Origin of the sequence: Nonomuraea sp. NPDC005650, from assembly GCF_040605375.1 — a bacterium.
Lineage (GTDB): Bacteria > Actinomycetota > Actinomycetes > Streptosporangiales > Streptosporangiaceae > Nonomuraea.
On sequence record NZ_JBEXCR010000030.1, the window covers coordinates 114032 to 135407 of the forward strand.

Consider the following 21376-nt stretch of genomic DNA (forward strand, 5'->3'; position numbering starts at 1 on the left):
TCTCCTCGAGGTCATCGCGCGCGGGCGGGAAGCAGCCGCACCAGGCGATCGCTCACAATGTGGAACTGGTCGCGGGTCACCACGACCAGCACGTAGGCCAGCAGGCCGCCGCCGCCCGCCACGACGAGCTGGATCAGGGGGCTCCCCCGGGTCAGCAGCGCGAGGCCCAGCATGACGGCCGCGCAGATCAGCGCTCCCCCCGCCGGGCGGACGAGACCAGGCAGGGCCGGCGCGAGCCGTACCCCCGCCCGCTGCACGGCGAGCACAGCGAGCGGCAGGGCGACCAGCGCGGCCGCGGCCGCCTGCCCGATCGCGGCGCCGCGGATGCCGTCGAGATTCGTGCCGACGATGACCGCCGGGATCATCGCCGCCGCGTGCCCGAGGTTCATCCAGACCGTCGAGCGGGTGGCGCCCTGGCCGTTCAGGATGTCGAGGGCGAAGGAGGTGAGCATGCGCACCACCATCAGGACCGCCAGGAACCGCAGCACGCCGGCGGCCAGCTCCCACTTCGGGCCGTAGATGAAGATGATCAGCGGGTGCGCCAGCACCGCCATGAAGACGGCCAGCGGCAGCACTGTGGCGATGAGCAGCGGCACGCTCTTCTGCACGCCGAGCGACAGCGACTCCTCGTTCCGCTCGGCCAGCCGGGAGAAGCCGGCGATCGACACCATGCGGATGGCGCTGCCGATCATGCCGGGGACCCAGCTCGACACGTTGAACGCCATCAGGTAGAAGCCCAGCCAGTCCTTGCCCATGATGTTGCCGACGATGATGTAGCCCACGTTGAGCAGCGTGACCTCCAGCGCGATCCCCGCCGCCGAGGGGATGCCGAAGCGCAGCAGCTTGGCCGCGATCTGCCGGTCGAACCCGAACCGGAAGGGCAGCCGCGCGTAGAGCAGCATGAAGACGCCGGTGACCACGGCCCCCACGAACTGCCCCCAGGCGAAGCTGTAGGCCCCCGCCCCGTTGATCGCCAGGACGATGGCCACCGGCGCGTTGACCAGGAAGCCCGCCAGGACGGCCTTGGTGTTCTTGCCGGTTTGGAACCAGCGCAGCAGGGCCGCGCTGCGCACCGCGGTGACCGCCTCGACGAGGATGACCGCGGTGAGGATGCGCACCACGGACGTGGCCTCCTCGCTGCCGGCCAGCATCGAGAAGTACGGTGCGCCGACCCAGAAGATCCCGTACAGGCACAGCGCGGAGATCATGGTCAGGGTCGTGGCCGTCGGGGCGATGTCCTCCAGCTTCCCGCGCCACTGCACGACGGCCGACATGACGCCGACGTCCTTGACGACCATGACGAACTGGGTGGCCGCGAGCGCGACCGCGTAGATGCCGAAGTCCGCCGGCGCGAGGAGTCTGGCCAGAATCAGGCCGAGAATGAACGAGCCCGCGCGGGTGACCAGTGTGCCGAGAAAGCTCCACACGGCCCCTCGGCCCGCTTTACGCCCGATGTCGCTGATGTCCGGGCTCGTTTGCTCTGCCATGCCTGTCTTCCTAGCTAGGCTCGTTGACCCGCTCCAGCCAGATCTCCCGCCAGAACGGGACGAACGCGCGGGGGCAGTTGGACTTGTAGACGCCGTCGCAGATGATCCCCTCGAGCGCGATGCACGGGTTCTTCATCTCCAGCATCTCGCCGGTCTTCTCGTCGATGCAGCGCTCGACGCGGGCGCTCACGCGGGCGACGCGCCCGCACGAACGCGCCATGTCCTCCTCGAAGCCCAGGCCGCGGTTGAACCCCTTGGTGTTCAGCGTGGCGACGATCTCGTCCCTGGACTTGATCCGCACCAGCTCGCCCGGCTGGAGGTCGGTCGTGCCCGTCGGCGTGCGGCCGTCGTGCGGGCCCGGCCGTACGAAGCCCCACGCCAGGCCGCCCTTGACGCGCAGCCACTTCGGGAACTTCCTGGACAGGCGCTGGTAGCGGTTGAACACCCCGAAGAAGAGCGTGCGCAGGGTCGCTCCGACCCCGGCGTTGCCCACCTGGATGTCGGTGACGTACTGCCTCATGTCGCGGAGCGGGAGCTGTTCCGGGGCGGCGCGCAGCAGCTCCGTGGCCTGGCAGCGGAAGCGCTCCTCGCCCTCGGGCCCCGGCTCCCTGCGGGTGTTGACCTCCAGGATCGGCAGCAGCGGCCGCTCGGGGCGGACGGCCGGCTCCGGGGTGGGCGGCCCGTCCACCTGCTTGAGCCAGGCGGTCTTCCAGTAGAGCAGGCAGGCGGTCTGGCAGCCGCCGTGGGCCGCGCCGTCGCAGCGGGAGCCCGTCAGGTGGACGGCGTCCTCCATGCGCCGCATCCCGGTCCTGGTCATCGTGTCGCAGAGTTTGTTGGCCACCTTGTGCACGGTGAGCCGCTGCCCGCAGAAGCGCAGCATCTCGGGCATGAAGGGGAGGCTGTCCAGCTCCCCCTTCTCATCGAGCGTGGCGAGGATCTCCTCCGCGCTGAGGACCTCGACCACGTCGCCGACTTTCAGCGCCAGGTTCAACCCATCCACTCCTTCACCAGGCCCGCGTTCTGCAGGGCGTGTGCCGCGTCCGCTATTGCCTGGAACGGCAGGTTCGACCGTTCCGCGATGTCGAGGAGGCTGTTCAGCCCGTCGGAAAAGCTCAACACCCACAACATCGCCATCTGCGCTTGCTTCGTGTCACTGCGCCCGCCGAGTGACCCGTACAGTCCGCGGGTCCCCAGCTGGGGCTCGCCGTACGGGCTGAGGTTCTGGTAACGGCGGTTGTCCTCCAGGACCCGCACGGCCGTCCACAGCGTCTCCAGGGTGTCCTCCATGGCCTCGGGACGCACGAAGTCGGGATTGTCGGCCGAGGTGTGATACTCCGGATAGCCTCCGTAGGGTGTCCTGGTCAGCGAGCCGACGGCCAGGTTGAAGCCCGGCGAGCAGTACTGCCGCTCGTCGTAGCCGTACGGGGAGAAGTCCAGGACGGTGTGCCGCCGGTCCTTCAGCACGTGCGCGAAGACCCGGTCGATCTCCGCGTCGCCGCGCCTGCTGCGCTTGTAGGTGATCGCGCCGCCGTCTCCCGCGCAGGCCAGGGTCACGCCGTGCTTGACCCGGTCGGTACGCTCCCGGTTCAGGGCGAGCCAGGTGATCGCGCCGATGGTGCCGGGCGCGAAGATGAACCGGTAGGTGTACCAGGGATCGGTCAGCCGCCGCGCCAGGGCCGCGGCCACCGCCACGCCGGCCAGGTTGTCGTTGGCCAGCGAGGGATGGCAGATGTGGCAGGAGATCAGCACCTCCTGGGAGCTGCTGCCGCGGACCACGTGCTCGCCGTAGGTCAGGTGCCCGTCGGCCAGCGTGGAGTCGATCCTGACCTCGTACGGGCCGTCCGCCATGCCGTCCAGGGTGTTCTGGCTCAGGCAGAAGCCCCAGCTCTCGGCGTAGTAGCTGGTCCGGTACGGGACCAGGTCCGGCTGGTCGGGCAGCGTGTGCAGGTGCGGGCGCAGCTCCTCCAGGGACATGGTGGCCTCGACCGGCACGCTGTAACCCACGACGTGCAGGTTGGAGTCCCGGAAGTCGACCACCCTGTTTCCCGCGGCGTCCTTGATGTAGGCGTCGCGGATGTTCCATTCCCGGGGGATCGTCCAGTCCAGGACCTTGGTGCCCGTCGGCACCTGGGTGATCTCCAGCGGGATCGACTCGCCGATGATCTCCAGGGTCTGCCGCAGCCCGTCTCCGGTGATGCTCCGGCACAGCGGGTAGAGCCGCCGTACCAGGTCGTGCATGTCCTCCCCGGTCATGGACGCAGGGTGTCGTCGACGGTGCCGGCCGCGCGCCGGTCGGCGAGCCGGGCCAGCCGGGTGAAGCGGCGTTCGAAGTCCTGCTTCGTCAGGCCGTGCTCGCGGTAGGCGTCGATCAGCTCCACCGCACCCGCCTTGACCGTCCAGCGCGCCTCGTAGCCCAGCACGGCCCTGATCCGGGAGAAGTCGACGCGGTAGGAGCGCGGATCGGACCCGGTCTCGCCGGTGATGGTCAGCGTCGACCCGGGCACGGCGGCGACGACCTCGGCCGCGATCTCGGCGACGGTCACGTTGTTGACCTCGGTGCCCACGTTGAAGGCGGTCGCGTGCACGGCTTCGCGTGGCGCGGTGAGCGCTGCCGCGAACGCCTCGGCGATGTCGCGCGCGTGGACCAGCGGGCGCCAGGGGGTGCCGTCGGACAGCACCCGGACCTCGCCGGTCAGGTGCGCGTGGCCCACCAGGTTGTTCAGCACGATGTCGGCGCGCAGCCTCGGGGAGAACCCGAAGGCGGTGGCGTTGCGCAGGAACACCGGCGTGAAGTCGTCGTCGGCCAGCACGACCAGGTCGTCCTCGACCCGCACCTTGGACTCGGCGTACGGCGTCACCGGGCGCAGCGGCGCGTCCTCGCCCAGCAGGTCCTCGCCGCCGGACGCGCCGTAGACCGAGCAGGTGGAGGCGTACAGGAAGCGGCGCACGCCCGCCTCCTTGGCCAGCCTGGCCAGCCGGACGGAGGCGTGGTGGTTGATGTCGTAGGTCAGGTCGGGCGCGAGCGCGCCGAGCGGGTCGTTGGACAGCGCGGCCAGGTGGATCACCGCGTCGAATCCCGCCACGTGTTCGGGGCCCGCGTCGCGCAGGTCCACCGCGTGCGCCTCGACCGTCTCGGGCGCGGGGCCGAGCAGGCAGTCGGCGAACAGTCCTGAGTCCAGGCCGACCACCTGGTGCCCGGCCTCGGCCAGCATGGGAGCCATCACGCTGCCCAGGTAACCCTGGTGGCCGGTGAGAAGTACCCGCATCAGTTCTCCAGATCGACAGTCAGCTTGGAAACGTGGAAGGCCTCGGCATAGCGCGCGTGGCACTCGATGCCGCGGATGCGGGCCAGGCCCAGGAACGCCTCGCGGTCGTACCAGGGCCGGTGCCGCTGGGAGGCGTAGTGGCGCTGGAGCAGGTCCACCTTCAGCTGCGCCACCTCCTCCGCGAGCGGCTGGTAGACGGAGGGCGCGGCGAGGTCGCCGTCCCATTTGACGATCTCGTAGCCGAGCGCGAGGTGGTCGCGGAAGGCCGTGGGCACGAGCTCGGCCAGCCCCCGGTGGTCCTGGTGGGCGTCGCCCCGCCAGGGCGCGAAGATCAGGTCGGGGTCGGTACGGGCGCGCAGCTCCTCCACCGCGGCCTTGGCCTCCTCCCACCTGGCCGGCAGGTAGCCGTCGGGCAGCTTCAGCACGGTGACCCGGAGGTCCGCGCCCGGACAGAAGTCCGCCAGCGCCGCGCGCTCCTCGTCCTCGCGCTCGGTGCCGCCGCCGGACAGCACCAGCGCGTCCACGCGGAGGCCCGGGTGGGCGGCGCAGGCCGTCAGCAGGCTGCCGCCGGCCCCGATCGCCAGGTCGTCGCAGTGCGCGGCGAGCGCCACGATGCCCGTGAGCCGCCCTGGGCGCAGGCCGATCATTGGGACCGTTCCCAAAGCGCCCAAGGGCGCTCGCCCCGGGAGTAGGCCTCGTCCAGCTCCATCCGCTGGTTCACGGTGTCGGTCGGCCGCCAGTAGCCGCGGTGCGGGTAGGCCAGCAGGCGTCCGCGCTTGGCCAGCTCCGCGCAGCCGTCGGCGACCAGGTCCCCGTTCTCCGGGATGTGCTGGAAGACCTCCTGGGTCAGCACGAAGTAGCCGCCGTTGACCCAGACCGGCATCTCGCTGACCGGTGAGATGCCTCCGATCAGGCCGTTCTCGCCCACGTCCACGCAGTGGAAGGTCTGGGACGGCGGCACGACCATCATCGAGGCGGCCGCGCCCGATTCGGTGAAGCGGTCGATGATGTCGGGCAGGGGCGCGTCGGTGAGCACGTCCGCGTAGTTCGCGAGGAACATCTCGTCGCCGCCCAGGTGCGGGCGGACGCGGCGCAGCCGCTCGCCGATCGGGGAGTTGGTCCCGGTCTGCACGAACGAGATGGACCAGTCGGAGATGTCGCTCGACAGCAGCTCGACCTTGCCGCCCCGTAACACGAAATCGTTGGACGTGGCTTCCTGGTAGCCGAGGAAGAAGTCCTTGATGTGGTGGGCTCCGTAGCCCAGGCACAGGATGAACTCCTTGTGCCCGAAGTGCGCATAGTAACGCATGACGTGCCAGAGCAGCGGGCGCGGGCCGACGAGCGCCATCGGCTTGGGCACCTCGCCTGGCACACCCGTTCGCATGCGTGTGCCAAAGCCTCCACAGAACAGGACAACCTTCACACGACCTCCAGGTGTGGGATCGGGAAGACCAGACGGCCTCCCCATTCGTGCACATAGGAGAGCTGAGCGGTGAGCTCTTCGCGCAGGTTCCACGGCAGGACCAGCACATAGTCCGGGCGATCCTGGGCGATGCGCTCCGGGGGAGCGATCGGGATCCGGGTGCCCGGAGTGAACCTGCCGTGCTTGTAGGGGTTGCGGTCAACCGTGTAGGCCAGCAGGTCCTGGCGGATGCCGCAGTGGTTGAGGAGCGTGTTGCCCTTTCCCGGCGCGCCGTAGCCGGCGACCGTCTTGCCTGCTTCGGCGGCGTCGATCAGGAACCGGAGCAGGTCGCGGCGGACGCGGGCGACCCGGTCGGCGAAGCCGGCGTAGCCGGACAGATCGTGCAGCCCGGCGGCCTTCTCTTGCGCGAGCACGTCGAGCACCCGATCGGACGGGCTTCCCGACGGCCGGGCCCACAGGCGGATGGAGCCGCCGTGGGTGGGCAGCAGCTCGACGTCCACCAGCGTCAGCCCGCCGGAGGCCAGCGCCCGCTGCGCGGAGGCGACCGTGTAGTACTGGAAGTGCTCGTGGTAGATCGTGTCGTACTGGTTCAGCTCCATGAGCGTCAGCAGGTGCTGGACCTCGATCGACACCCATCCGTCGTCGGCCACCAGGGCGCGCAGCCCCTGGGTGAAGCCGATCACGTCGGGGATGTGCGCGTAGACGTTGTTGGCCACGACCAGGTCGGCCGGCCCGTTCTCGGCCCGCGCCGCGGCGCCCGTCTCCGGCGTCAGGAACGCGGTGAGCGTCGGCACGCCCTTGTCCTTGGCCGCCTGTCCCACGTTGGCCGACGGTTCGATGCCCAGGCACCTGACGCCGTGCCCGACGACGTGCTGCAACAGGTAGCCGTCGTTGCTGGCCACCTCGACCACGAACGCCGGCTTCAAACGTTCCACAGCGGAGTCGACGAACTGCCGTGCGTGTTCCACCCATGAGGCGGAATATGAGGCGAAGTACGCGTATTCAGTGAATGTTTCTTCAGGCGTAATCAACGGCGGTATCTGAGTCAGCCAGCAACTGGTGCAGACCCGCAGGTGAAGTGGATAAGTGAGCTCGGGCTCGTCGAGCTGTTCCGCGGTGAGGAACAGCTCACAGGGCGGAGTCGCCCCGAGATCCACCACACCGACCAGGTCGGCCGAGCCACACAGCCGGCACGATGTCCTCAACAATGGGCCCCACCCGAAAACGACAAGATTTACCCCCTATGGCAAACCCACAGCCGTACTTCGGGTGGGGCCCAAGGAGTGTTACAAGTATCTTCATGAAGCACCTGAGCATCAGTGGAGCATTCGTCTACACCCCTCGCATCCACAGCGATCCGCGGGGCGACTTCCTGGAAAGTTTCCGCGCCGCCGACCTGGAGGCGCGGGGACACTCGATGGAGCTCGCGCAGGTGAACTGCTCGGTCTCCAAGCGCGGCGTGCTGCGCGGCGTCCACTTCGCCGACGTCCCCCCAGGTCAGGCCAAGTACGTCATGTGCGTCTCAGGGGAGGTGCTCGACGTCGTCGTGGACATCCGCGTGGGCTCGCCCACCTTCGGCCAGTGGGAGGCGGTGCGGCTGAACGACGAGTCACGCAGCGCCGTCTTCATCGCCGAGGGCCTGGGGCACGCCTTCATGGCGCTCAGCGAGTCGGCCACGGTCCTCTATCTCTGCTCCACCACGTACGACCCGGCACACGAGCACGGCCTCCACCCGCTGGACCCGGATCTCGGCATCGAATGGCCGCTCGACGGGGAGCCGATCCTCTCGGCCAAGGACGCCGCGGCGCCCACGCTCAAGCAGGCGCGGGAAGCGGGGATACTTCCGTCGTGGTGAGCGTCGTGATACCGGCCCACAACGAGGCCAAGGTGCTCGGCCGCCTGCTCGACGGCCTGCTCCGCGAGGCCGCGCCGGGCGAGTTCGACGTCGTGGTGGTGGCCAACGGCTGCACCGACGGCACGGTCGACGCGGCAGAGCCGTACGACGTCCGCGTGCTGACGACGCCGGTCCCCTCCAAGCGCGAGGCGCTGCGGATGGGCGACGAGGCGGCCCGCGGATATCCCCGGCTGTACGTGGACGCCGACATCGAGCTGAGCACCGCCTCGGTCCGGGCGCTGGCGGACGTGCTGGCGGCACCGGACGGGCCGCTCGCCGCCGCGCCCGAGCGGGACCTGGCGCTGGCCGATCGCCCGTGGCCGGTCCGCGCCTACTACGCGATCTGGACGCGGCTGCCGCACGTGCGCGCCGGGCTGTTCGGCCGGGGCGTCATCGCGGTCAACGACGAGGGCAACGCACGGATCCGTGCCCTGCCTCCGGCGATGGCCGACGATCTGGCCGCCTCGCTGGCGTTCTCGCCGGACGAGCGCGTGATCGTGGCCGGCGCCCGCGCGGTGATCCAGACTCCGCGTACGGTCGCCGACCTGATGCGCCGCCGGGTGCGGGCCACGACCAGCGTGAGCGAGCTGGAGCAGACCTCGGCCACGGCCGGCGAGCGCACGGGCATGCGGGATCTGCTGGCCATCGTGACCGGAGAGCCGCGCCTGGTGGGCGCGGCGGTCGTCTTCGTCATGATGGCCGTGCTGGCCAGGCGGAGAGCCGCCCGCGCGATCCGCGCGGGCGACTACACCACCTGGCTGCGTGACGAGAGCAGCCGGGATTAACCGACCGGCGTGTTCGTGGGTGACCGCCTCAACACGGGAACCGTTCCTAGGAGCTGAGTATGAGTTGTTCATGTTCAGCCGTGCGCCCCGAACGGTGTTGGGCACACTGGTCGCCCGCGTTCACTCCGCATCCGGGCGGCACGCATCGGGTGCGTGGTCCGGGAATGCGGGGGCGGGTTCCCTCACACCCAGAAGTATGGGCTCTGGCCTGGACGGTCCGATGCCCCGCACGATCGCTCCGGTCGTGCGGGGGCGGTGCCGTCCGTCGCCGGATCGCATGCCCCTGGGCGCGTCTGCCGATCGCCACGGCTGCCGCGTCGTGGCGAGTCGTCTTCTGGTTCTTCTTGGTCGTCCTGGTCAGTGGGGCCTGCCAGTACTGGGCGCCCCACTTGCTGGTGTAGGCCGGGTCCACCGCGATGATCGCGATGCCGGTGGCGGCGGCCATCGAGAGCAGCCGGGCACGCAGCCTGCCAGTGGGCATGCCGGAGATGAGTTGCCGGAACCGCCTGCGGCGGCCGTGCTTCTCCCGGGTCTTCTCCGCTGCGAAATCCAGGTCCTCGATCGCGATCGCCGCCACCCCGCATGCTTTCGCCCAGGCCAGCAGCCGTGACAGGGCATGGCGCACCTGGGCGTCGCGGTGCTCGGCCGTGCCGGACAGGTCGTAGCCGAAGCGGCGCGGCCGGCCGATCGGATTGCCGTGGACATGTAGCCGCCAGGCGGCCAGATGGTCGGCGTTGGTGTCCACCCCGATCACCCCTCGGGCCAGGGCCACCGGCAAGGGGATGGCTGGGGCGGGCGGGATCTGCCAGGACGCGGTCAGGTACCAGCGGCCCCGGTCCACATCCAGGTGGATGCGGTAGGCCACCGCCCGGTTCGCCTCCACCCGCTCGCCCCACTCGACATGCCGGTAGGCGAACCGTATCCGGGCCGACAGCACATACCGGCCGTGCGGGGCGTTGGCCAGGTGCGCCAGCGGCGCGGGCAGCCTGATGCTCACCTCGCCGCTGGGGGTGACGCGGACCGTTTCGTTGCCGTACCGCTTGCCGGACTCGCCGTCAGCTTGCAGGAACCAGCGCGCGGCCTGCCACCGCGCCCGCCATTCCCGTTCATCAAACCCCGCCGCCTCCAAGTGGTGCCGCACCCCGGCCAGCCGTTTGCCACCCCGCACGATCCGCACCCGCCCACCCTGCCAATCGGCCCGCACCGCAGCCAGCCGATCGGCCAGCACCCGCAGCCGGCGGGACTTGGCGAACCACTCCCGCCGCGAACGGTAGCCACCTGGCCCGCCCTTGGTGCCCTTCTGGCCCAAAGGCAGCGCCAGCCGGCGCGCGATCGTGACGATCCCCGCCTCGAGCGTCTGAAGATGGGCCAGCTGGCCGCGCCGGGCCAGCGCCCACTGATCATGGCTGGCTTTGGTGATCGCCCCCGCCCACCGCGCCGACGAGTCCGGCGTCAGCTCCCGCTTACGAGCTGCCCACCGATCAGCGCCGTGCACGAGCCCGTCACGGCCCCGCGCCGCAAGGTCCTTCGAGGCTAGCGAGCCGAGATGTGTCCCGACCAGCCGCAGCACAGTCTCGTCCTGGGCGGTCAGCCCCTTGAGACGATCGCGGATCGCCACTCCGCGGACAGCGGCGGCAACGTACGGTGCTGCGATCGGCCGCAACTCAGCCATGCCCGCCACTCCGCAGCACCGGGCACCCGCTGCCAGGCTCCGGACGGCAGGCACCCGGCGAGGTCGCTACGCGCCGGACGGCGGCACACCGGTACGCCCGCATAACGCCCCACCCACCTCCCGGACTTCACTGAACGTGACCGAGAGACTACCCCATCTTGACCCTGCCGGATAGAACATTCGAGCGAAACGTAAGTCGTCGCCCCGTCCATACAGCTACCGACGCCACGTCGACCGGCTCCGCCCTGCACTCGCCCCCGCCCGGCGGAGCCCCACTACCCGACCCTGACACAAACCCTTAAGGCTCATACATCCCCACCCTCAAAGGTCGACTGTTGCGACCCTTGAGCCGATACTCCCCCGAGCCCTGAACTCGATCTATCGCACCGAATCAGGCGGAAGTCACGAGGGTTGTCCGCAAGTGGACAGCCACGCGTACAGCAACCACCCCAGCTCGTACGGCCGGCACTCCCGGTCGACGGCGACCGGCGGATAGACCCGGTCCAGCACGCCGAGGCGCAGCCCCGGGCGCACCCCGGTGGCCACCGCCCGCAGCCCGCGCACCAGCTTGCGCGGATCCGCCCTGGCTTCCTTACGCCACGTCAGGGCCAGTTCGTCGAGCACGAAGGAGGGCCGCTCGATCATCCAGTCGAGCCCCTTGGAGATCTCCGCCACGTAGGCGGTGCCCCCGGCGTCGGCCAGGTCGAGCAGCGCCATCGGCCCCATCGACAGCTGATGGACGCTGTAGACCGGATATCCCTCGACCACGGACCCGGTGCGGGCGTCGTAATGCCACCACCACTCCCCCTGCGGGCCCTGCGCGTGGCAGATGCCCTCCGCCACCTGCTCGGCCGCGCGCAACGCCGCGGCGTCGCCGGTGGCGGCGTGCAGCCTGGCCAGCGCCTGCAGCGGGTAGACCTGGTCGGCGAAGCAGCCCACGTGGGCGCGGTACCGGGGGACCAGCGGGCCCTGCCCGAGCGCGTGCGGGTAGAGCCGGTTGCCCGCCAGCCCGTTCAGCAGCCGCTCGCGGGCGCGCTCGGCGCGGCCGTCGGTCACGCCGGCCGCGACCAGGGCGGCCAGCGCCCACGCCGCTTCGACGGTGTAGATCTGGACGCCCGAGTCCAGCTCCGCGAGCCGGCTCAGCGCCAGGTCCAGATCGGCGTGCCCGGCCTCCGCGGCCGCCCAGGCGATCAGCGCGGCGTCGCCGGGGCCCGTCACCTCCGGCAGCCGTTTGACCAGGTTGCCCACCAGGTCGAGGAGGTTGTCACCGGCCAGGGCCGCCCGCTGCCGCTCCTCCGTCAGGCACCCCACGCCGAGCGCGACGATCGCCGAGTAGCGGACGCTGCGCCCTTCCGGCGCCGCCGTCCACGTCCCGTCGGCGTTCTGGCGGCCGCGGCGGGTGAACACGAACTCGCCGTCTGCGTAGCCCGGCGGCAGCCCGCGCACGGACAGGTCCACCATGCCCGTCACGAAGTCCTGATGTCCGGAGCTCAGCAGAGCGATCCGGTGATCCGTCACGTCGTCTCCTCGATCCTGCGTTTGACACCGGCCCGCTCCCGGACCACCAGGAGCAGGAATCTGCCGTTGGTCCGCACGTAGCGCGGGCCGAGCCGTAACGGCTCCTGCAGCATGCGGTAGAGCCACTCCAGGCCCAGGCGCTGCCAGCGCAGCGGCGCCCTGCGGGTGTGCCCGGCCAGCACGTCGAACGAGCCGCCCACGCCGTGGATGACGCGGGCCCGGGTGGTCTCGCCCCACTCGCGGATGAAGATCTCCTTCTTCGGCGAGGTGATGCCCAGGAACAGCAGGTCGGCCCGCGACTCGGCGATCTCGGCGGCGACCTCGGCGGAGTCCTCGATCGGGAAATATCCGTTACGCGAACCGGCGATGCCCAGCCCCGGGTAGCGCAGCCGTACCTCCGCCAGCACTCCGGCCAGCACCTCGTCGGTCGCGCCGAGGAAATAGGCGCGGTAGCCGCGCCGGCCGCCCTCGGCCATCAGCTCGGTGAACAGGTCGATGCCCGCCACCCGCTCGGGAAGCCGGTGGCCGAGCATCCGCGCGGCCCAGACCACGGACTGCCCGTCGGCCAGCACGAGATCGCTGTCGAGTACGGACTGCCGCAACGCGGCGTCCGTCCGCATGTTCACCACCTTGGCGGCGTTCACCACGCCGATGGTGAGCCTCCTCTTCTCCGAGACCGCCGCCACGCACCGCGCGATCACCTCGCGCATGGTGAGGGCGTCCAGTGTGGTGCCGAGTATCGATTTCCTGGAGACCTGCTCAGGCAACCTCGTCATCCATCCCCCTGGGTGTCCATGACATATCGGTTCCGGCTCAGGAAACGTGACATCACGGGAGGACCAGCTCGGTGAGCGTCGCGCGATGGTCGGTCCGGGGCATCCGCACGGTCTGGAAGCTCCGGATCGCGATCCGGCGGTCGGCCAGCACGTGGTCGATCGCCACCTTCGGGAAGAACCGCGGCTGCTCGTAATAGGGCCAGGTCATCGACAGCCCCTTGCCGGTGACGTCGGCGGCGTCCCGGTAGCCGGTGGCGATCAGCTCGCGCAGCACCGCGTGGTCCAGGGTGGAGTTGAAGTCACCGGCCAGCACCCGCGGCCGCCCTCCGGCGGGCGGCAACGCCCGGATGCTCGACGCCCAGCACGCCGTACGCCAGCCCTCGGAGGGCGCGCACGCGTGGACCGCGACGAGGTCCACCTCCCGCCCGCCCGGCAGGGTGACGACGGCGGGAAGGTGGCGCGGGCTCTCCTCGAAGGCCGGTGCCGCGATCGGCGCGTCCGCCGGCCGCAGCGGGTAACGCGAGTAGATCGCCGCACCCTGCGAGTCCTCCCCCGGCAGCACGATCTTGTACGGCAGCAGCCGCCCCAGCCCGAGCTCCTCCACCCGTTTTCGCATCAGGTCGGTGAACTCCAGCAGGTTCAGCACGTCCGGCCGATCGCGCTCGACCGCGTCCACCAGGTCGGACGGCAGCACGGAGGAGTGCAGGAGGTTCACGGCCAGCACCCGCAGCACCGGACCGCCGGCGGGCGGGTTGCCCTCCGGGATCGCGCGCGGCAGCACGGCGACCGCGAAGGCGCCGGTCACCACGAGCGCGGCCACCAGCAGCGCCCAGGAGCGCAGGAAGACCGCGAAGCCCAGCGGCACCAGCGCGAGGGCGGCCGCGTAGGGAGTGAACGACACCAGCTGCGACCAGACGAACTTCGGCTCCCACCCGCACAGGCGCAGGCCCGCCCACCCGGCGAGGCCCGCCACCATGAGCCACAGCACCGAGTCCCCTAGGCGACGCTGCACCGGCGTCCACGCGTCAGCACCGGCCACGCCGCGTGCAGCGCGGCGTGCCAGTGCCGGATCGGCTCCCCCCTGGTGTGCGCGAGCACGCTGTAGGCCGGCCGCTTGGCCGGGCTCGGGAAGGCGGCGCTGGTCACGGGGCGCACCCGGTCCGGGTCCGCGCCGAGCAGCCGGAAGATCTCCTTGGCGAACCCGCACCAGGTCGTCTCGCCCCCGCTGGTGCCGTGGTAGACGCCCGGCGGCAGGTCCGACCGCGCCAGCCGTACGAGGTAGTCCGCCAGGTCGGCCGCCCAGGTCGGCTGGCCGTGCTGGTCGTCCACCACGTCGACCGTGGGCCGCTCCTCCGCCAGCCGGATCATGGTCCGCAGGAAGTTCCCGCCGCCCGCGCCGTACAGCCAGGCACTGCGCACCACGTAGTGCCCGTGCTCCAGCGCGGCGTGCTCGCCTTCGAGCTTGGTCCGCCCGTACGCGTTGATCGGCCCCGCCGGCGCGTCCTCCCGGTACGGGACCACGCTGTCCCCGTCGAAGACGTAGTCGGTGGAGACGTGCACCAGCCGCGCCCCCGCCAGGTCGCACGCCTCGGCCAGCCAGCGCACGGCGTGCCCGTTGACCGCCAGCGCCTCCGCCTCGTGCGACTCGGCGGCGTCCACCGCGGTCCAGCCGGCGCAGTTGATCACGACCCGCGGCCTGTAGGCGGACACGAAGTCACGCACCGCGCGCTTGTCGCACAGGTCGAGCTCGCGCCGGCCGAGCGCGAGCACCGGCTCCCCGGTCAGCGCCGCCCGGTCGAGGACGTCGGCGGCGAGCATGCCGCCGGCCCCCGTGATGAGCCATCTCATGGCGCCTCCCCGCACAACCGATCGGTCACGAGGTCCACCGGTCCCGGTGCTCGGCGTACCAGCGGACGGTGTCCTTAAGCCCCTGGTCGAACGGGATCTCCGGCCGGTAGCCGAGCGCCCGCAGCTTCGAGTCGTCCATCGAGTACCTGCGGTCGTGGCCCTTGCGGTCCTCGACGTACTCGACCGCGTCCCAGTCCCGGCCGCACGCCTGGAGCAGGCGGCCGGTCAGCTCCTTGTTGGTCAGCTCGGCGGTGCCGGCGATGTTGTAGACCTCGCCCGGCCCGCCCTTCTCGGCGACCAGCCGGATGCCGGCGCAGTGGTCCTCGACGTGGATCCAGTCGCGGACGTTGCCGCCGTCGCCGTACAGGGGGACCTTCCGGCCGCGCATCAGGTTCGTGAGGAACAGCGGGATGAGCTTCTCCGGGTACTGTCTTGGGCCGTAGTTGTTGCCGCACCTGGTGATCGAGACGTTCAGGCCGTAGGTGATCGCGTAGGCGCGGGCGATCAGGTCGCCGCCGGCCTTCGACGCCGCGTACGGCGAGCGTGGCCGCAGCGGCGCGTCCTCGTCCCACGAGCCGATGTCGATCGACCCGTACACCTCGTCGGTCGACACCTGGACCACCTTCGGCACGCCCGCCTCCAGGCACGCCTGCAGGAGGGTCTGGGTGCCCAGCGCGTTGGTGCGCATGAACTCGGCCGCGCCCTCGATCGACCGGTCCACGTGCGACTCGGCCGCGAAGTTCACCACGAGGTCGTGGCCGGGGACGACGCTCTTGAGCAGCGTGGCGTCGCAGATGTCCCCTTCCACGAACTCGTGCCGCACTCCTTCGAGGTTGGCCCGGTTGCCGGCATACGTGAGCTTGTCCAGCACCGTGACGTACATATCGTGCAGATTGCGGACGAAGTGCGAGCCGATGAAGCCCGCACCGCCCGTCACCAGAATCCGGGTCATGAACTGATCTGTACCTTGCTGTGATCGCCCAGCACGAGACGATGGGCTTTGGGCGTGTTGGGCGCCGGGGTGACCTCGACGTCGTGGCCGATGAGCGACGACTCGATGCGGCCGACCCCGGCGATGGAAGCTCTGGGTAACACGATCGAATACTCGATCTCGCTGCCGGTGACGGCGCAGTCGGCGCCGATGGAGGTGAAGGGGCCGACATAGCTGTCGCGGATCCGCGCGCCCCTGCCGATGATCACCGGGCCGACGATCCTGGACCGCTCGACCACGGCCCCCTCCTCGACGACCACCCGGCCCACCAGCTCGCTGGCGCCGTCCACGTCGCCGCGTGCCAGGGGCTCGACCGACTCCAGGACCAGCCGGTTGACCTCCAGCATGTCGGTGACGTTGCCGGTGTCCTTCCAGTAGCCGGAGATCACCGAGGACTCGACCCGCAGGCCCGCCTCGATCAGCCACTGGATCGCGTCGGTGATCTCCAGCTCGCCCCGCCACGACGGCTTGAGCTCGGCCACCGCGTCGTGGACGGCCGGGCTGAACAGGTAGACGCCGACCAGCGCCAGGTCGCTCTTGGGGCGCGCGGGCTTCTCCTCCAGGCCGATCACCCGGCCCGTGGCGTCGAGCTCGGCCACCCCGAACTGGCGCGGGTCGCCGACCCTGGTGAGCATGATCTGGGCGGCGGGCCGCTCGCGGGCGAACCTGTCCACCAGGTCGTTGATGCCGCCCACGACGAAGTTGTCGCCCAGGTACATGACGAAGTCCTCGTCGCCCAGGAACTCCCTGGCGATCAGCACGCCGTGCGCGAGCCCGAGCGGCGCCTCCTGCCTCAGGTACGTGACCTGCAGCCCGAAGGCCGAGCCGTCCCCCACGGCCGACTCGATCTCCGCGTGGGTGTCGCCGACCACCAGGCCGAGCTCCCTGATCCCCGCCGCCGCGATCGCCTCCAGCCCGTAGAAGAGGACCGGTTTGTTCGCGACCGGCACCAGTTGCTTGGCCGAGGTGTGCGTGATGGGCCGGAGCCGGGTGCCCGACCCGCCGGCGAGCACGAGTGCTTTCACCGCTAGTAAGCCCCTTCTCCACGGGTGACGACGGACCAGGTCTTCCAGAGGATCTGCAGGTCGAGGATGAGCGACCAGTTCTCCACGTACCGCAGGTCGAGGCGTACGGACTCCTCCCACGTCAGGTTGGAGCGGCCGCTGACCTGCCAGAGCCCGGTCATGCCCGGCTTGACGACCAGGCGGCGGCGGACGTCGGCGCCATACTTGCCCACCTCCTCCGGCAGCGGCGGGCGGGGGCCGACCAGGGACATCTCGCCCCGGAGCACATTCAGCAGCTGGGGGAGCTCGTCGAGCGAGTATTTCCGCAGGAAAGCGCCTACCCTGGTGATCCTTGGATCGTTCCTAATCTTGAAGAGCACGCCGTCGAACTCGTTCGCGTCGAGGAGTGCGCTCTTGAGCCGCTCCGCATCAACCACCATCGTACGAAATTTCACGACACGGAACTCTTTGCCGCCTTTGCCGACCCTGGTCTGATGGAACAGCGCGGGCCCCTCGCTGGTGAGGCGGATCATCAGCGCGATCGCCAGCAGCGGCAGCGCCAGGATCAGCAGGGCGGCCGCCGCGACCAGCCGGTCGAAGACGGTCTTCGCGACCTGCTTGGTGCCGTCGAACTCGGGATGTTCCAGGTGCAGGAGCGGCATCCCCGCGACCGGCCTGATGCTGATGCGCGGCCCGGCCACGTCCATGAGCGCGGGGGCCACGAAGAGGTCGGTACGCGCGGTCTCCAGGCTCCAGGCCAGCCGGCGCAGCGCGGCCCCGTCCAGCTCCGGGCAGGCCAGCACGGCCACGGCGTCGGCCTGCTCGCGCTCGACCACCGCGGCGACGTCGCCGAAGGAGCCGAGCACGGGGATGCCGTCCAGGTCGACGTCCATCGCGCTGTCCGGAAGGCAGGCTCCCACCACCCGCATTCCGTGGTGCGGCTGCCGCCTGAACTGCATCACCAGGTCGAGGATCGACTCCCGGTGCCCGACCGCGATCACCTGGCGCGTGTAGTCGCCCACCGCTCTCCTTCGGTGGAGACGTTTGCGCATCCGGTAGCGGAAGTACAGCGTGGACAGCAACGCCAGCGGCAGCATCGCCATCACGAAACTACGCGCGACCGCGGTCTGCGTCGCGTAGGCCAGGATGGCGACCGTCGCCATCAGGCCGATGCCGCCGTTGAAGACGGCCTTGAACTCGTCCGTTCCCTCGCCGTTGGCGCGCTGGCGGTACGCGCCGCCCATCATGAGCGCGACGGGCCAGGCGACGATCAGGCCGAGTCCGAGCAAGAACTCGATCCACGGAATGAACACCCCGGCGATGAGCCGGATGCCCAGCACGCATACGCATGCCAGGAGCGCGCATGTCGTGTCCCCGCCTAACAAGAGCCGTAGGTACGCGCGCGTCCAGATGCTCGACGCGCGGCGTGGCACGGCCCCGAGGAGCACGACAGCGGACTCCCCAGTCCCCACCCTCATAGCACCACCCTGACTCACTCGGTGCACTGCGATAACAGGACGTTCCTTGAACCACATGGGTTGACATGTCCCACGCACAATCAAGGGCGGCGGCCCCCCACTAAAGATTAAAGATCGATTCCGGCAGGGGGAATAACGTCCAATGTCCACAATCGGACGAGGGCTCGGCAGTCCGGGGACTTGACGGAACGATCCATAAGTGCAGCGGACGCGCGGGGGAAATGTGCGGTTTACGGTTGCATTTCGGCAGGTTGCTGCCGAATGAAGCGGCTAGTCGTACTCCAGGTCCGGCAATGCGGACGGCGGGTCAGGACTGCGCCAGACGACCACAACCCCGTCATGCGCGGAGTCGGCGGCCAGGGCCAGCCGATCGAGGTCGAAGTCCGGCAGATAGCGCAGCCGCGCCAGGAAAGTGGCGTCCGTGGCCGAACGCGGCACGACGCAGCCCTCGCCGTCGCGATCGAGCAGGATGTAGAGGACGTCTTCCCCGGCTTCGGTGACCACACGGACCTCCACCACGTCCTCCCAGGCGAGGGCCTCGACGCTACCGTCCGCGTAGTGACGAGTGACGCCCTCTTCCGTGACATACACGTAGGAGTCCGGCATCGGATTGCCGTGCATGGGCGCGATTCTTGCGAGTTCAGGGGCTGTCCCGCAAGGGTTCGCACACAATGGTGCGGCTGACCCGCTCAGTGGCCGCCCCAGGAGTGGCTGAGATGCGCCGCCACGGCCGCCCTGGCCGCGTCCTGCGGGCCGTCGGCGATGGCGTCGAGCAGCTCGCGATGCTCGCGTACCAGGACGTCCCGGTCCGTGTAGACCTCCCGGAGCCGCACCAGCCCGAGCCGCGTCTCCGCCGCCAGGACCCCGTAGAGCCGTTCGAGCCGGGGGCTCCCCACGGCCTCGATCAGCGCCTGGTGCATCGCCATGTGCTCGGCCACGCTCTCCGACCAGGGCGCGTCGGCGGGCAGGGCCGCCATCCGGAGCAGGGCGGCCTCCGCCCCCGGCACCCGCTGACCGGCCACGGCCTGCGCCATCAGGTCTTCGAGCGGCCTGCGCACGTACATGAGGTCGTCGAGGTCCGAAAGCGTCACCTCGGGGACATAGGCACTGCGGTTGCGCTCGCGTCTCAGCAGCCCCTCGTGGACGAGGCTCGCCAGCGCCTCCCGCACGGTCGGGCGGGCGACGCCGTACGAGGCGGCGATCTCCTGCTCGGGCAGCGGGGTGCCGGCCGGGATCTCGCCGGAGAGCACCCTGTCGCGCAGGGCGTCGGCGAGCGCGCCGACGGTGGAGACGGGTCTGAGCGGCAACGTCACGGCTGCGACTCTAGCTCCCTTTCCGGCACGACCTCCCGATCGCGTACGGTCGCCTTCTCCGGGACGGCCACGGCCACCAGGCTCAGCGCGAGCAGGCCCAGGCCCGCGATCGAGACCGGGGCCAGCCGCTCGCCGAGCACCACCAGGCCGAGCAGCGCCGCGACGGCCGGCTCCGCCAGGGCCAGTGTGGCGGCCGTGGCCACCGGCGTGGTCCGCAGGCCCCGCCCGTACAGGAAGTAGGACAGGGCCGTGGTGCCGAAGCCCAGGTAGACGACGGCGAGCAGCCCGCGCGGCTCGCCCAGCCAGGCGACCCCTTGCACCAGCAGGACGGGCAGCATGATCAGCGCCGCGCCGCCGAACATCACCCCCATCACCGCGTTCGACTCGGCCCCGCGACCGATCGCCCGCGCGGCCATGACCGCGTAGAAGGCGTAGAGCAGGCCGCCGAGCAGCGCGAACAGCACCCCTGAGACCGTCTGCCCGCCTGCCTCGATGCCGCCGCCCACGATGAGCGCGGCGCACCCGCCGATGGCCGCCGCGGTCGCCATGACCCAGCGCCCGCTCGGCCGCTGGCCGTGGAGGGCCCAGGACAGCAACCCGGTGAAGACGGGCCCGCTCCCGATCGCCACCACGGTCCCGATGGCGACCCCCGTGCGGCCCACGGCGGCGAAGAAGCAGAGCTGGTACGCGGCCACCGCGACGGCGGCCAGCAGCAGGCTCGGCCTGATCGCCTTCCTGACGCCGGCTCCGGCCACGAGTGCGAGCGCCGTGCCCCCGATGACCAGCCGGGCGGCGGCCAGCGCGACGGAGTCGGCGGAGACGAGCAGTCCTGCCGTCCCGGCCGTGCCCCAGAGCACGGAGGCAGCGATGACGGCGAGCGGTCCATTCCTCATGCCCGCCATTGTCTGACAACTAAACAATTTCGTCCAGTTGCTGGTCGATCAGCCGCCCCGCCGGGGCCACCACCTCCCCCGCGTAGTCGTCCAGCACGGCCAGGGCGTCGTGGACGCTCGGCACGCTCTTACGCGGGAGCTCCAGCAGCGTCTCGTCCTCCGCGGTGATCGACCCCTCGACGTGGAAGGCGCCGGCGAAGGCGGCGATGGAGACCTCGAACCGGACCTCACGCCCGTCGGGCAGCGTGACGTTGACGCCGACGCGGGCGCCCGCGGGCGGGAGGAAATAGGAGAAAGGCTCGCTTCTGGCGAAGGGGTGACGTAATTCCGCGAGCATCCCTGACGCCCGGCTCAGGGCCTCAAGGAGACCGGCCGCGGCCAGACTCTCGCTGTCCACCAAGAAAGGGTAGATCAGCGAGTCATCAGGTGGCCACCTACCGCTCATCGGGGTCAGCTGTACGTGACGGTCAACGTGACGGCCACCGGGCCGGGGAGATCGGCGACCGGCGGGTCGGTGGCCAGGCGGGCGTGGCGCTCGACGTCGTATCGGACGCCCTCGTGGCGGAGCTTTCCCCGCTCGATGCCCTCCAGCCGGAACCCGGCCTTCGTGGCGACCCGGCACGACGCCGGATTGTTCGTGCGGTGCCCCAGCTCCAGCCGGTAGAGGCCCAGCTCGCCGAAGGCCCACCGCGCCAGCTCCCCGGTGGCCGCCGCGGCGATGCCCCGCCCTCTGGCCTCGGGCACGACCCAGTAGGACACCCAGCCGTTGTCGTGCTCGTCGAGGCGGGACACCGCGACGTTTCCGACCACCTGCTCGCCCGCGGGGCCCTCGATCGTGACGGCGAACGCGTGGCCGACCCCCTGCCAGGAGGCGATCCACCCGGAGGCGTCCTTGAGCGTGACGACGGGCCAGGGCGCCTGCGTCCGGAGGTCCGGCGCCCGGAAGGCCCTCAGCACGAGCGGAGCGTCGTCCGCACACCACTCCCGCAGCCGAACGTGCACAGCGCCCACAATGCCCGAGATTACCC

At 70.4% G+C, this 21376-nt stretch carries 22 protein-coding genes; 2 read left to right on the forward strand and 20 right to left on the reverse strand.

The features are described 5' to 3' along the window. Window positions 1-11: 11 nt before the first annotated feature. From ABZS69_RS42160 to ABZS69_RS42190, 7 genes are read right to left on the reverse strand one after another with little or no spacing between them, the layout of a single operon-like run. A complete protein-coding gene (locus ABZS69_RS42160) occupies window positions 12-1487 on the reverse strand; it encodes an oligosaccharide flippase family protein (protein ID WP_355382352.1) in 1476 nt (491 codons plus the stop codon). A 10-nt stretch (window positions 1488-1497) separates the two neighbouring features. Further along, complete coding sequence (locus tag ABZS69_RS42165) at window positions 1498-2478, reverse strand: hypothetical protein (RefSeq protein ID WP_355382354.1); 981 nt, start codon at window positions 2476-2478, stop codon at window positions 1498-1500. Next, window positions 2475-3740, reverse strand: coding sequence for a DUF4910 domain-containing protein (locus tag ABZS69_RS42170; RefSeq protein WP_355382357.1), 1266 nt, complete (start codon window positions 3738-3740; stop codon window positions 2475-2477). Before ABZS69_RS42170 ends, ABZS69_RS42165 begins: the two co-directional genes overlap by 4 nt. Beyond that, on the reverse strand, window positions 3737-4753 hold the full coding sequence (locus ABZS69_RS42175; protein ID WP_355382360.1) for an SDR family oxidoreductase: 1017 nt from the start codon (window positions 4751-4753) through the stop codon (window positions 3737-3739). The genes ABZS69_RS42170 and ABZS69_RS42175 overlap by 4 nt, the downstream gene beginning before the upstream one ends. Next, the gene (locus ABZS69_RS42180; RefSeq protein ID WP_355382363.1) at window positions 4753-5400 is read right to left on the reverse strand and encodes a PIG-L deacetylase family protein; all 648 of its coding nucleotides are present in this window, start codon (window positions 5398-5400) and stop codon (window positions 4753-4755) included. The genes ABZS69_RS42175 and ABZS69_RS42180 overlap by 1 nt, the downstream gene beginning before the upstream one ends. Continuing rightward, window positions 5397-6137, reverse strand: a complete 741-nt coding sequence (locus ABZS69_RS42185; RefSeq protein WP_355382366.1) for a glucose-1-phosphate cytidylyltransferase — start codon at window positions 6135-6137, stop codon at window positions 5397-5399. The genes ABZS69_RS42180 and ABZS69_RS42185 overlap by 4 nt, the downstream gene beginning before the upstream one ends. A gap of 35 nt (window positions 6138-6172) precedes the next feature. Further along, on the reverse strand, window positions 6173-7384 hold the full coding sequence (locus tag ABZS69_RS42190) for a class I SAM-dependent methyltransferase (protein WP_355382369.1): 1212 nt from the start codon (window positions 7382-7384) through the stop codon (window positions 6173-6175). Window positions 7385-7476: 92 nt separating this feature from the next. Here ABZS69_RS42190 and rfbC point away from each other — a divergent pair, with 92 nt between their 5' ends. Beyond that, window positions 7477-8031: a dTDP-4-dehydrorhamnose 3,5-epimerase gene (rfbC, locus tag ABZS69_RS42195; protein WP_355382372.1), complete on the forward strand. Its 555-nt coding sequence runs from the start codon at window positions 7477-7479 to the stop codon at window positions 8029-8031. After that, window positions 8025-8855: a glycosyltransferase gene (locus ABZS69_RS42200; RefSeq protein ID WP_355382375.1), complete on the forward strand. Its 831-nt coding sequence runs from the start codon at window positions 8025-8027 to the stop codon at window positions 8853-8855. The genes rfbC and ABZS69_RS42200 overlap by 7 nt, the downstream gene beginning before the upstream one ends. Window positions 8856-8901: 46 nt before the next feature. On the opposite strand, the gene ABZS69_RS42205 is transcribed toward ABZS69_RS42200, so the two are convergent. From ABZS69_RS42205 to ABZS69_RS42265, 13 genes are all read right to left on the reverse strand, one after another. Then, window positions 8902-10527 (reverse strand): IS200/IS605 family accessory protein TnpB-related protein, encoded by a 1626-nt coding sequence (locus ABZS69_RS42205; protein ID WP_355382378.1) that lies wholly within the window; start codon window positions 10525-10527, stop codon window positions 8902-8904. Between the two features lie 402 nt (window positions 10528-10929). Then, window positions 10930-12045 (reverse strand): hypothetical protein, encoded by a 1116-nt coding sequence (locus ABZS69_RS42210; RefSeq protein WP_355382381.1) that lies wholly within the window; start codon window positions 12043-12045, stop codon window positions 10930-10932. Beyond that, window positions 12042-12821, reverse strand: coding sequence for a WecB/TagA/CpsF family glycosyltransferase (locus tag ABZS69_RS42215; protein WP_355382384.1), 780 nt, complete (start codon window positions 12819-12821; stop codon window positions 12042-12044). Before ABZS69_RS42215 ends, ABZS69_RS42210 begins: the two co-directional genes overlap by 4 nt. Before the next feature lie 52 nt (window positions 12822-12873). After that, window positions 12874-13809, reverse strand: a complete 936-nt coding sequence (locus tag ABZS69_RS42220; RefSeq protein WP_355382387.1) for an endonuclease/exonuclease/phosphatase family protein — start codon at window positions 13807-13809, stop codon at window positions 12874-12876. A gap of 8 nt (window positions 13810-13817) precedes the next feature. Beyond that, window positions 13818-14669, reverse strand: coding sequence for a dTDP-4-dehydrorhamnose reductase (gene rfbD / locus ABZS69_RS42225; RefSeq protein ID WP_355382390.1), 852 nt, complete (start codon window positions 14667-14669; stop codon window positions 13818-13820). Window positions 14670-14694: 25 nt separating this feature from the next. Then, on the reverse strand, window positions 14695-15621 hold the full coding sequence (gene rfbB / locus ABZS69_RS42230; protein ID WP_355382393.1) for a dTDP-glucose 4,6-dehydratase: 927 nt from the start codon (window positions 15619-15621) through the stop codon (window positions 14695-14697). After that, complete coding sequence (locus tag ABZS69_RS42235) at window positions 15618-16685, reverse strand: glucose-1-phosphate thymidylyltransferase (protein WP_355382396.1); 1068 nt, start codon at window positions 16683-16685, stop codon at window positions 15618-15620. Before ABZS69_RS42235 ends, rfbB begins: the two co-directional genes overlap by 4 nt. Before the next feature lie 2 nt (window positions 16686-16687). Next, a complete protein-coding gene (locus tag ABZS69_RS42240; protein ID WP_355382399.1) occupies window positions 16688-18142 on the reverse strand; it encodes a sugar transferase in 1455 nt (484 codons plus the stop codon). Between the two features lie 270 nt (window positions 18143-18412). Beyond that, on the reverse strand, window positions 18413-18763 hold the full coding sequence (locus tag ABZS69_RS42245; protein WP_355382402.1) for a hypothetical protein: 351 nt from the start codon (window positions 18761-18763) through the stop codon (window positions 18413-18415). A 68-nt stretch (window positions 18764-18831) separates the two neighbouring features. Further along, window positions 18832-19455, reverse strand: a complete 624-nt coding sequence (locus ABZS69_RS42250) for a GntR family transcriptional regulator (RefSeq protein WP_355382405.1) — start codon at window positions 19453-19455, stop codon at window positions 18832-18834. Then, complete coding sequence (locus ABZS69_RS42255) at window positions 19452-20348, reverse strand: EamA family transporter (RefSeq protein ID WP_355382408.1); 897 nt, start codon at window positions 20346-20348, stop codon at window positions 19452-19454. Before ABZS69_RS42255 ends, ABZS69_RS42250 begins: the two co-directional genes overlap by 4 nt. Window positions 20349-20367: 19 nt before the next feature. After that, window positions 20368-20745, reverse strand: a complete 378-nt coding sequence (locus tag ABZS69_RS42260) for a hypothetical protein (RefSeq protein WP_355382410.1) — start codon at window positions 20743-20745, stop codon at window positions 20368-20370. A 53-nt stretch (window positions 20746-20798) separates the two neighbouring features. Beyond that, a complete protein-coding gene (locus tag ABZS69_RS42265) occupies window positions 20799-21350 on the reverse strand; it encodes a GNAT family protein (protein ID WP_355382413.1) in 552 nt (183 codons plus the stop codon). Window positions 21351-21376 lie beyond the last annotated feature (26 nt).

What these genes read in the sequence shown, in the direction of transcription:
- ABZS69_RS42185 (WP_355382366.1), bottom strand. Translation starts at nt 6,137, where the DNA reads ATGCGAACGGGTGTGCCAGGCGAGGTGCCCAAGCCGATGGCGCTCGTC.
- ABZS69_RS42245 (WP_355382402.1), bottom strand. Translation starts at nt 18,763, where the DNA reads ATGCACGGCAATCCGATGCCGGACTCCTACGTGTATGTCACGGAAGAG.
- ABZS69_RS42175 (WP_355382360.1), bottom strand. Translation starts at nt 4,753, where the DNA reads ATGCGGGTACTTCTCACCGGCCACCAGGGTTACCTGGGCAGCGTGATG.
- rfbC (WP_355382372.1), top strand. Translation starts at nt 7,477, where the DNA reads ATGAAGCACCTGAGCATCAGTGGAGCATTCGTCTACACCCCTCGCATC.
- rfbD (WP_355382390.1), bottom strand. Translation starts at nt 14,669, where the DNA reads ATGAGATGGCTCATCACGGGGGCCGGCGGCATGCTCGCCGCCGACGTC.
- ABZS69_RS42255 (WP_355382408.1), bottom strand. Translation starts at nt 20,348, where the DNA reads ATGAGGAATGGACCGCTCGCCGTCATCGCTGCCTCCGTGCTCTGGGGC.
- ABZS69_RS42160 (WP_355382352.1), bottom strand. Translation starts at nt 1,487, where the DNA reads ATGGCAGAGCAAACGAGCCCGGACATCAGCGACATCGGGCGTAAAGCG.
- ABZS69_RS42180 (WP_355382363.1), bottom strand. Translation starts at nt 5,400, where the DNA reads ATGATCGGCCTGCGCCCAGGGCGGCTCACGGGCATCGTGGCGCTCGCC.
- ABZS69_RS42170 (WP_355382357.1), bottom strand. Translation starts at nt 3,740, where the DNA reads ATGACCGGGGAGGACATGCACGACCTGGTACGGCGGCTCTACCCGCTG.
- ABZS69_RS42215 (WP_355382384.1), bottom strand. Translation starts at nt 12,821, where the DNA reads ATGACGAGGTTGCCTGAGCAGGTCTCCAGGAAATCGATACTCGGCACC.
- rfbB (WP_355382393.1), bottom strand. Translation starts at nt 15,621, where the DNA reads ATGACCCGGATTCTGGTGACGGGCGGTGCGGGCTTCATCGGCTCGCAC.
- ABZS69_RS42240 (WP_355382399.1), bottom strand. Translation starts at nt 18,142, where the DNA reads ATGAGGGTGGGGACTGGGGAGTCCGCTGTCGTGCTCCTCGGGGCCGTG.
- ABZS69_RS42205 (WP_355382378.1), bottom strand. Translation starts at nt 10,527, where the DNA reads ATGGCTGAGTTGCGGCCGATCGCAGCACCGTACGTTGCCGCCGCTGTC.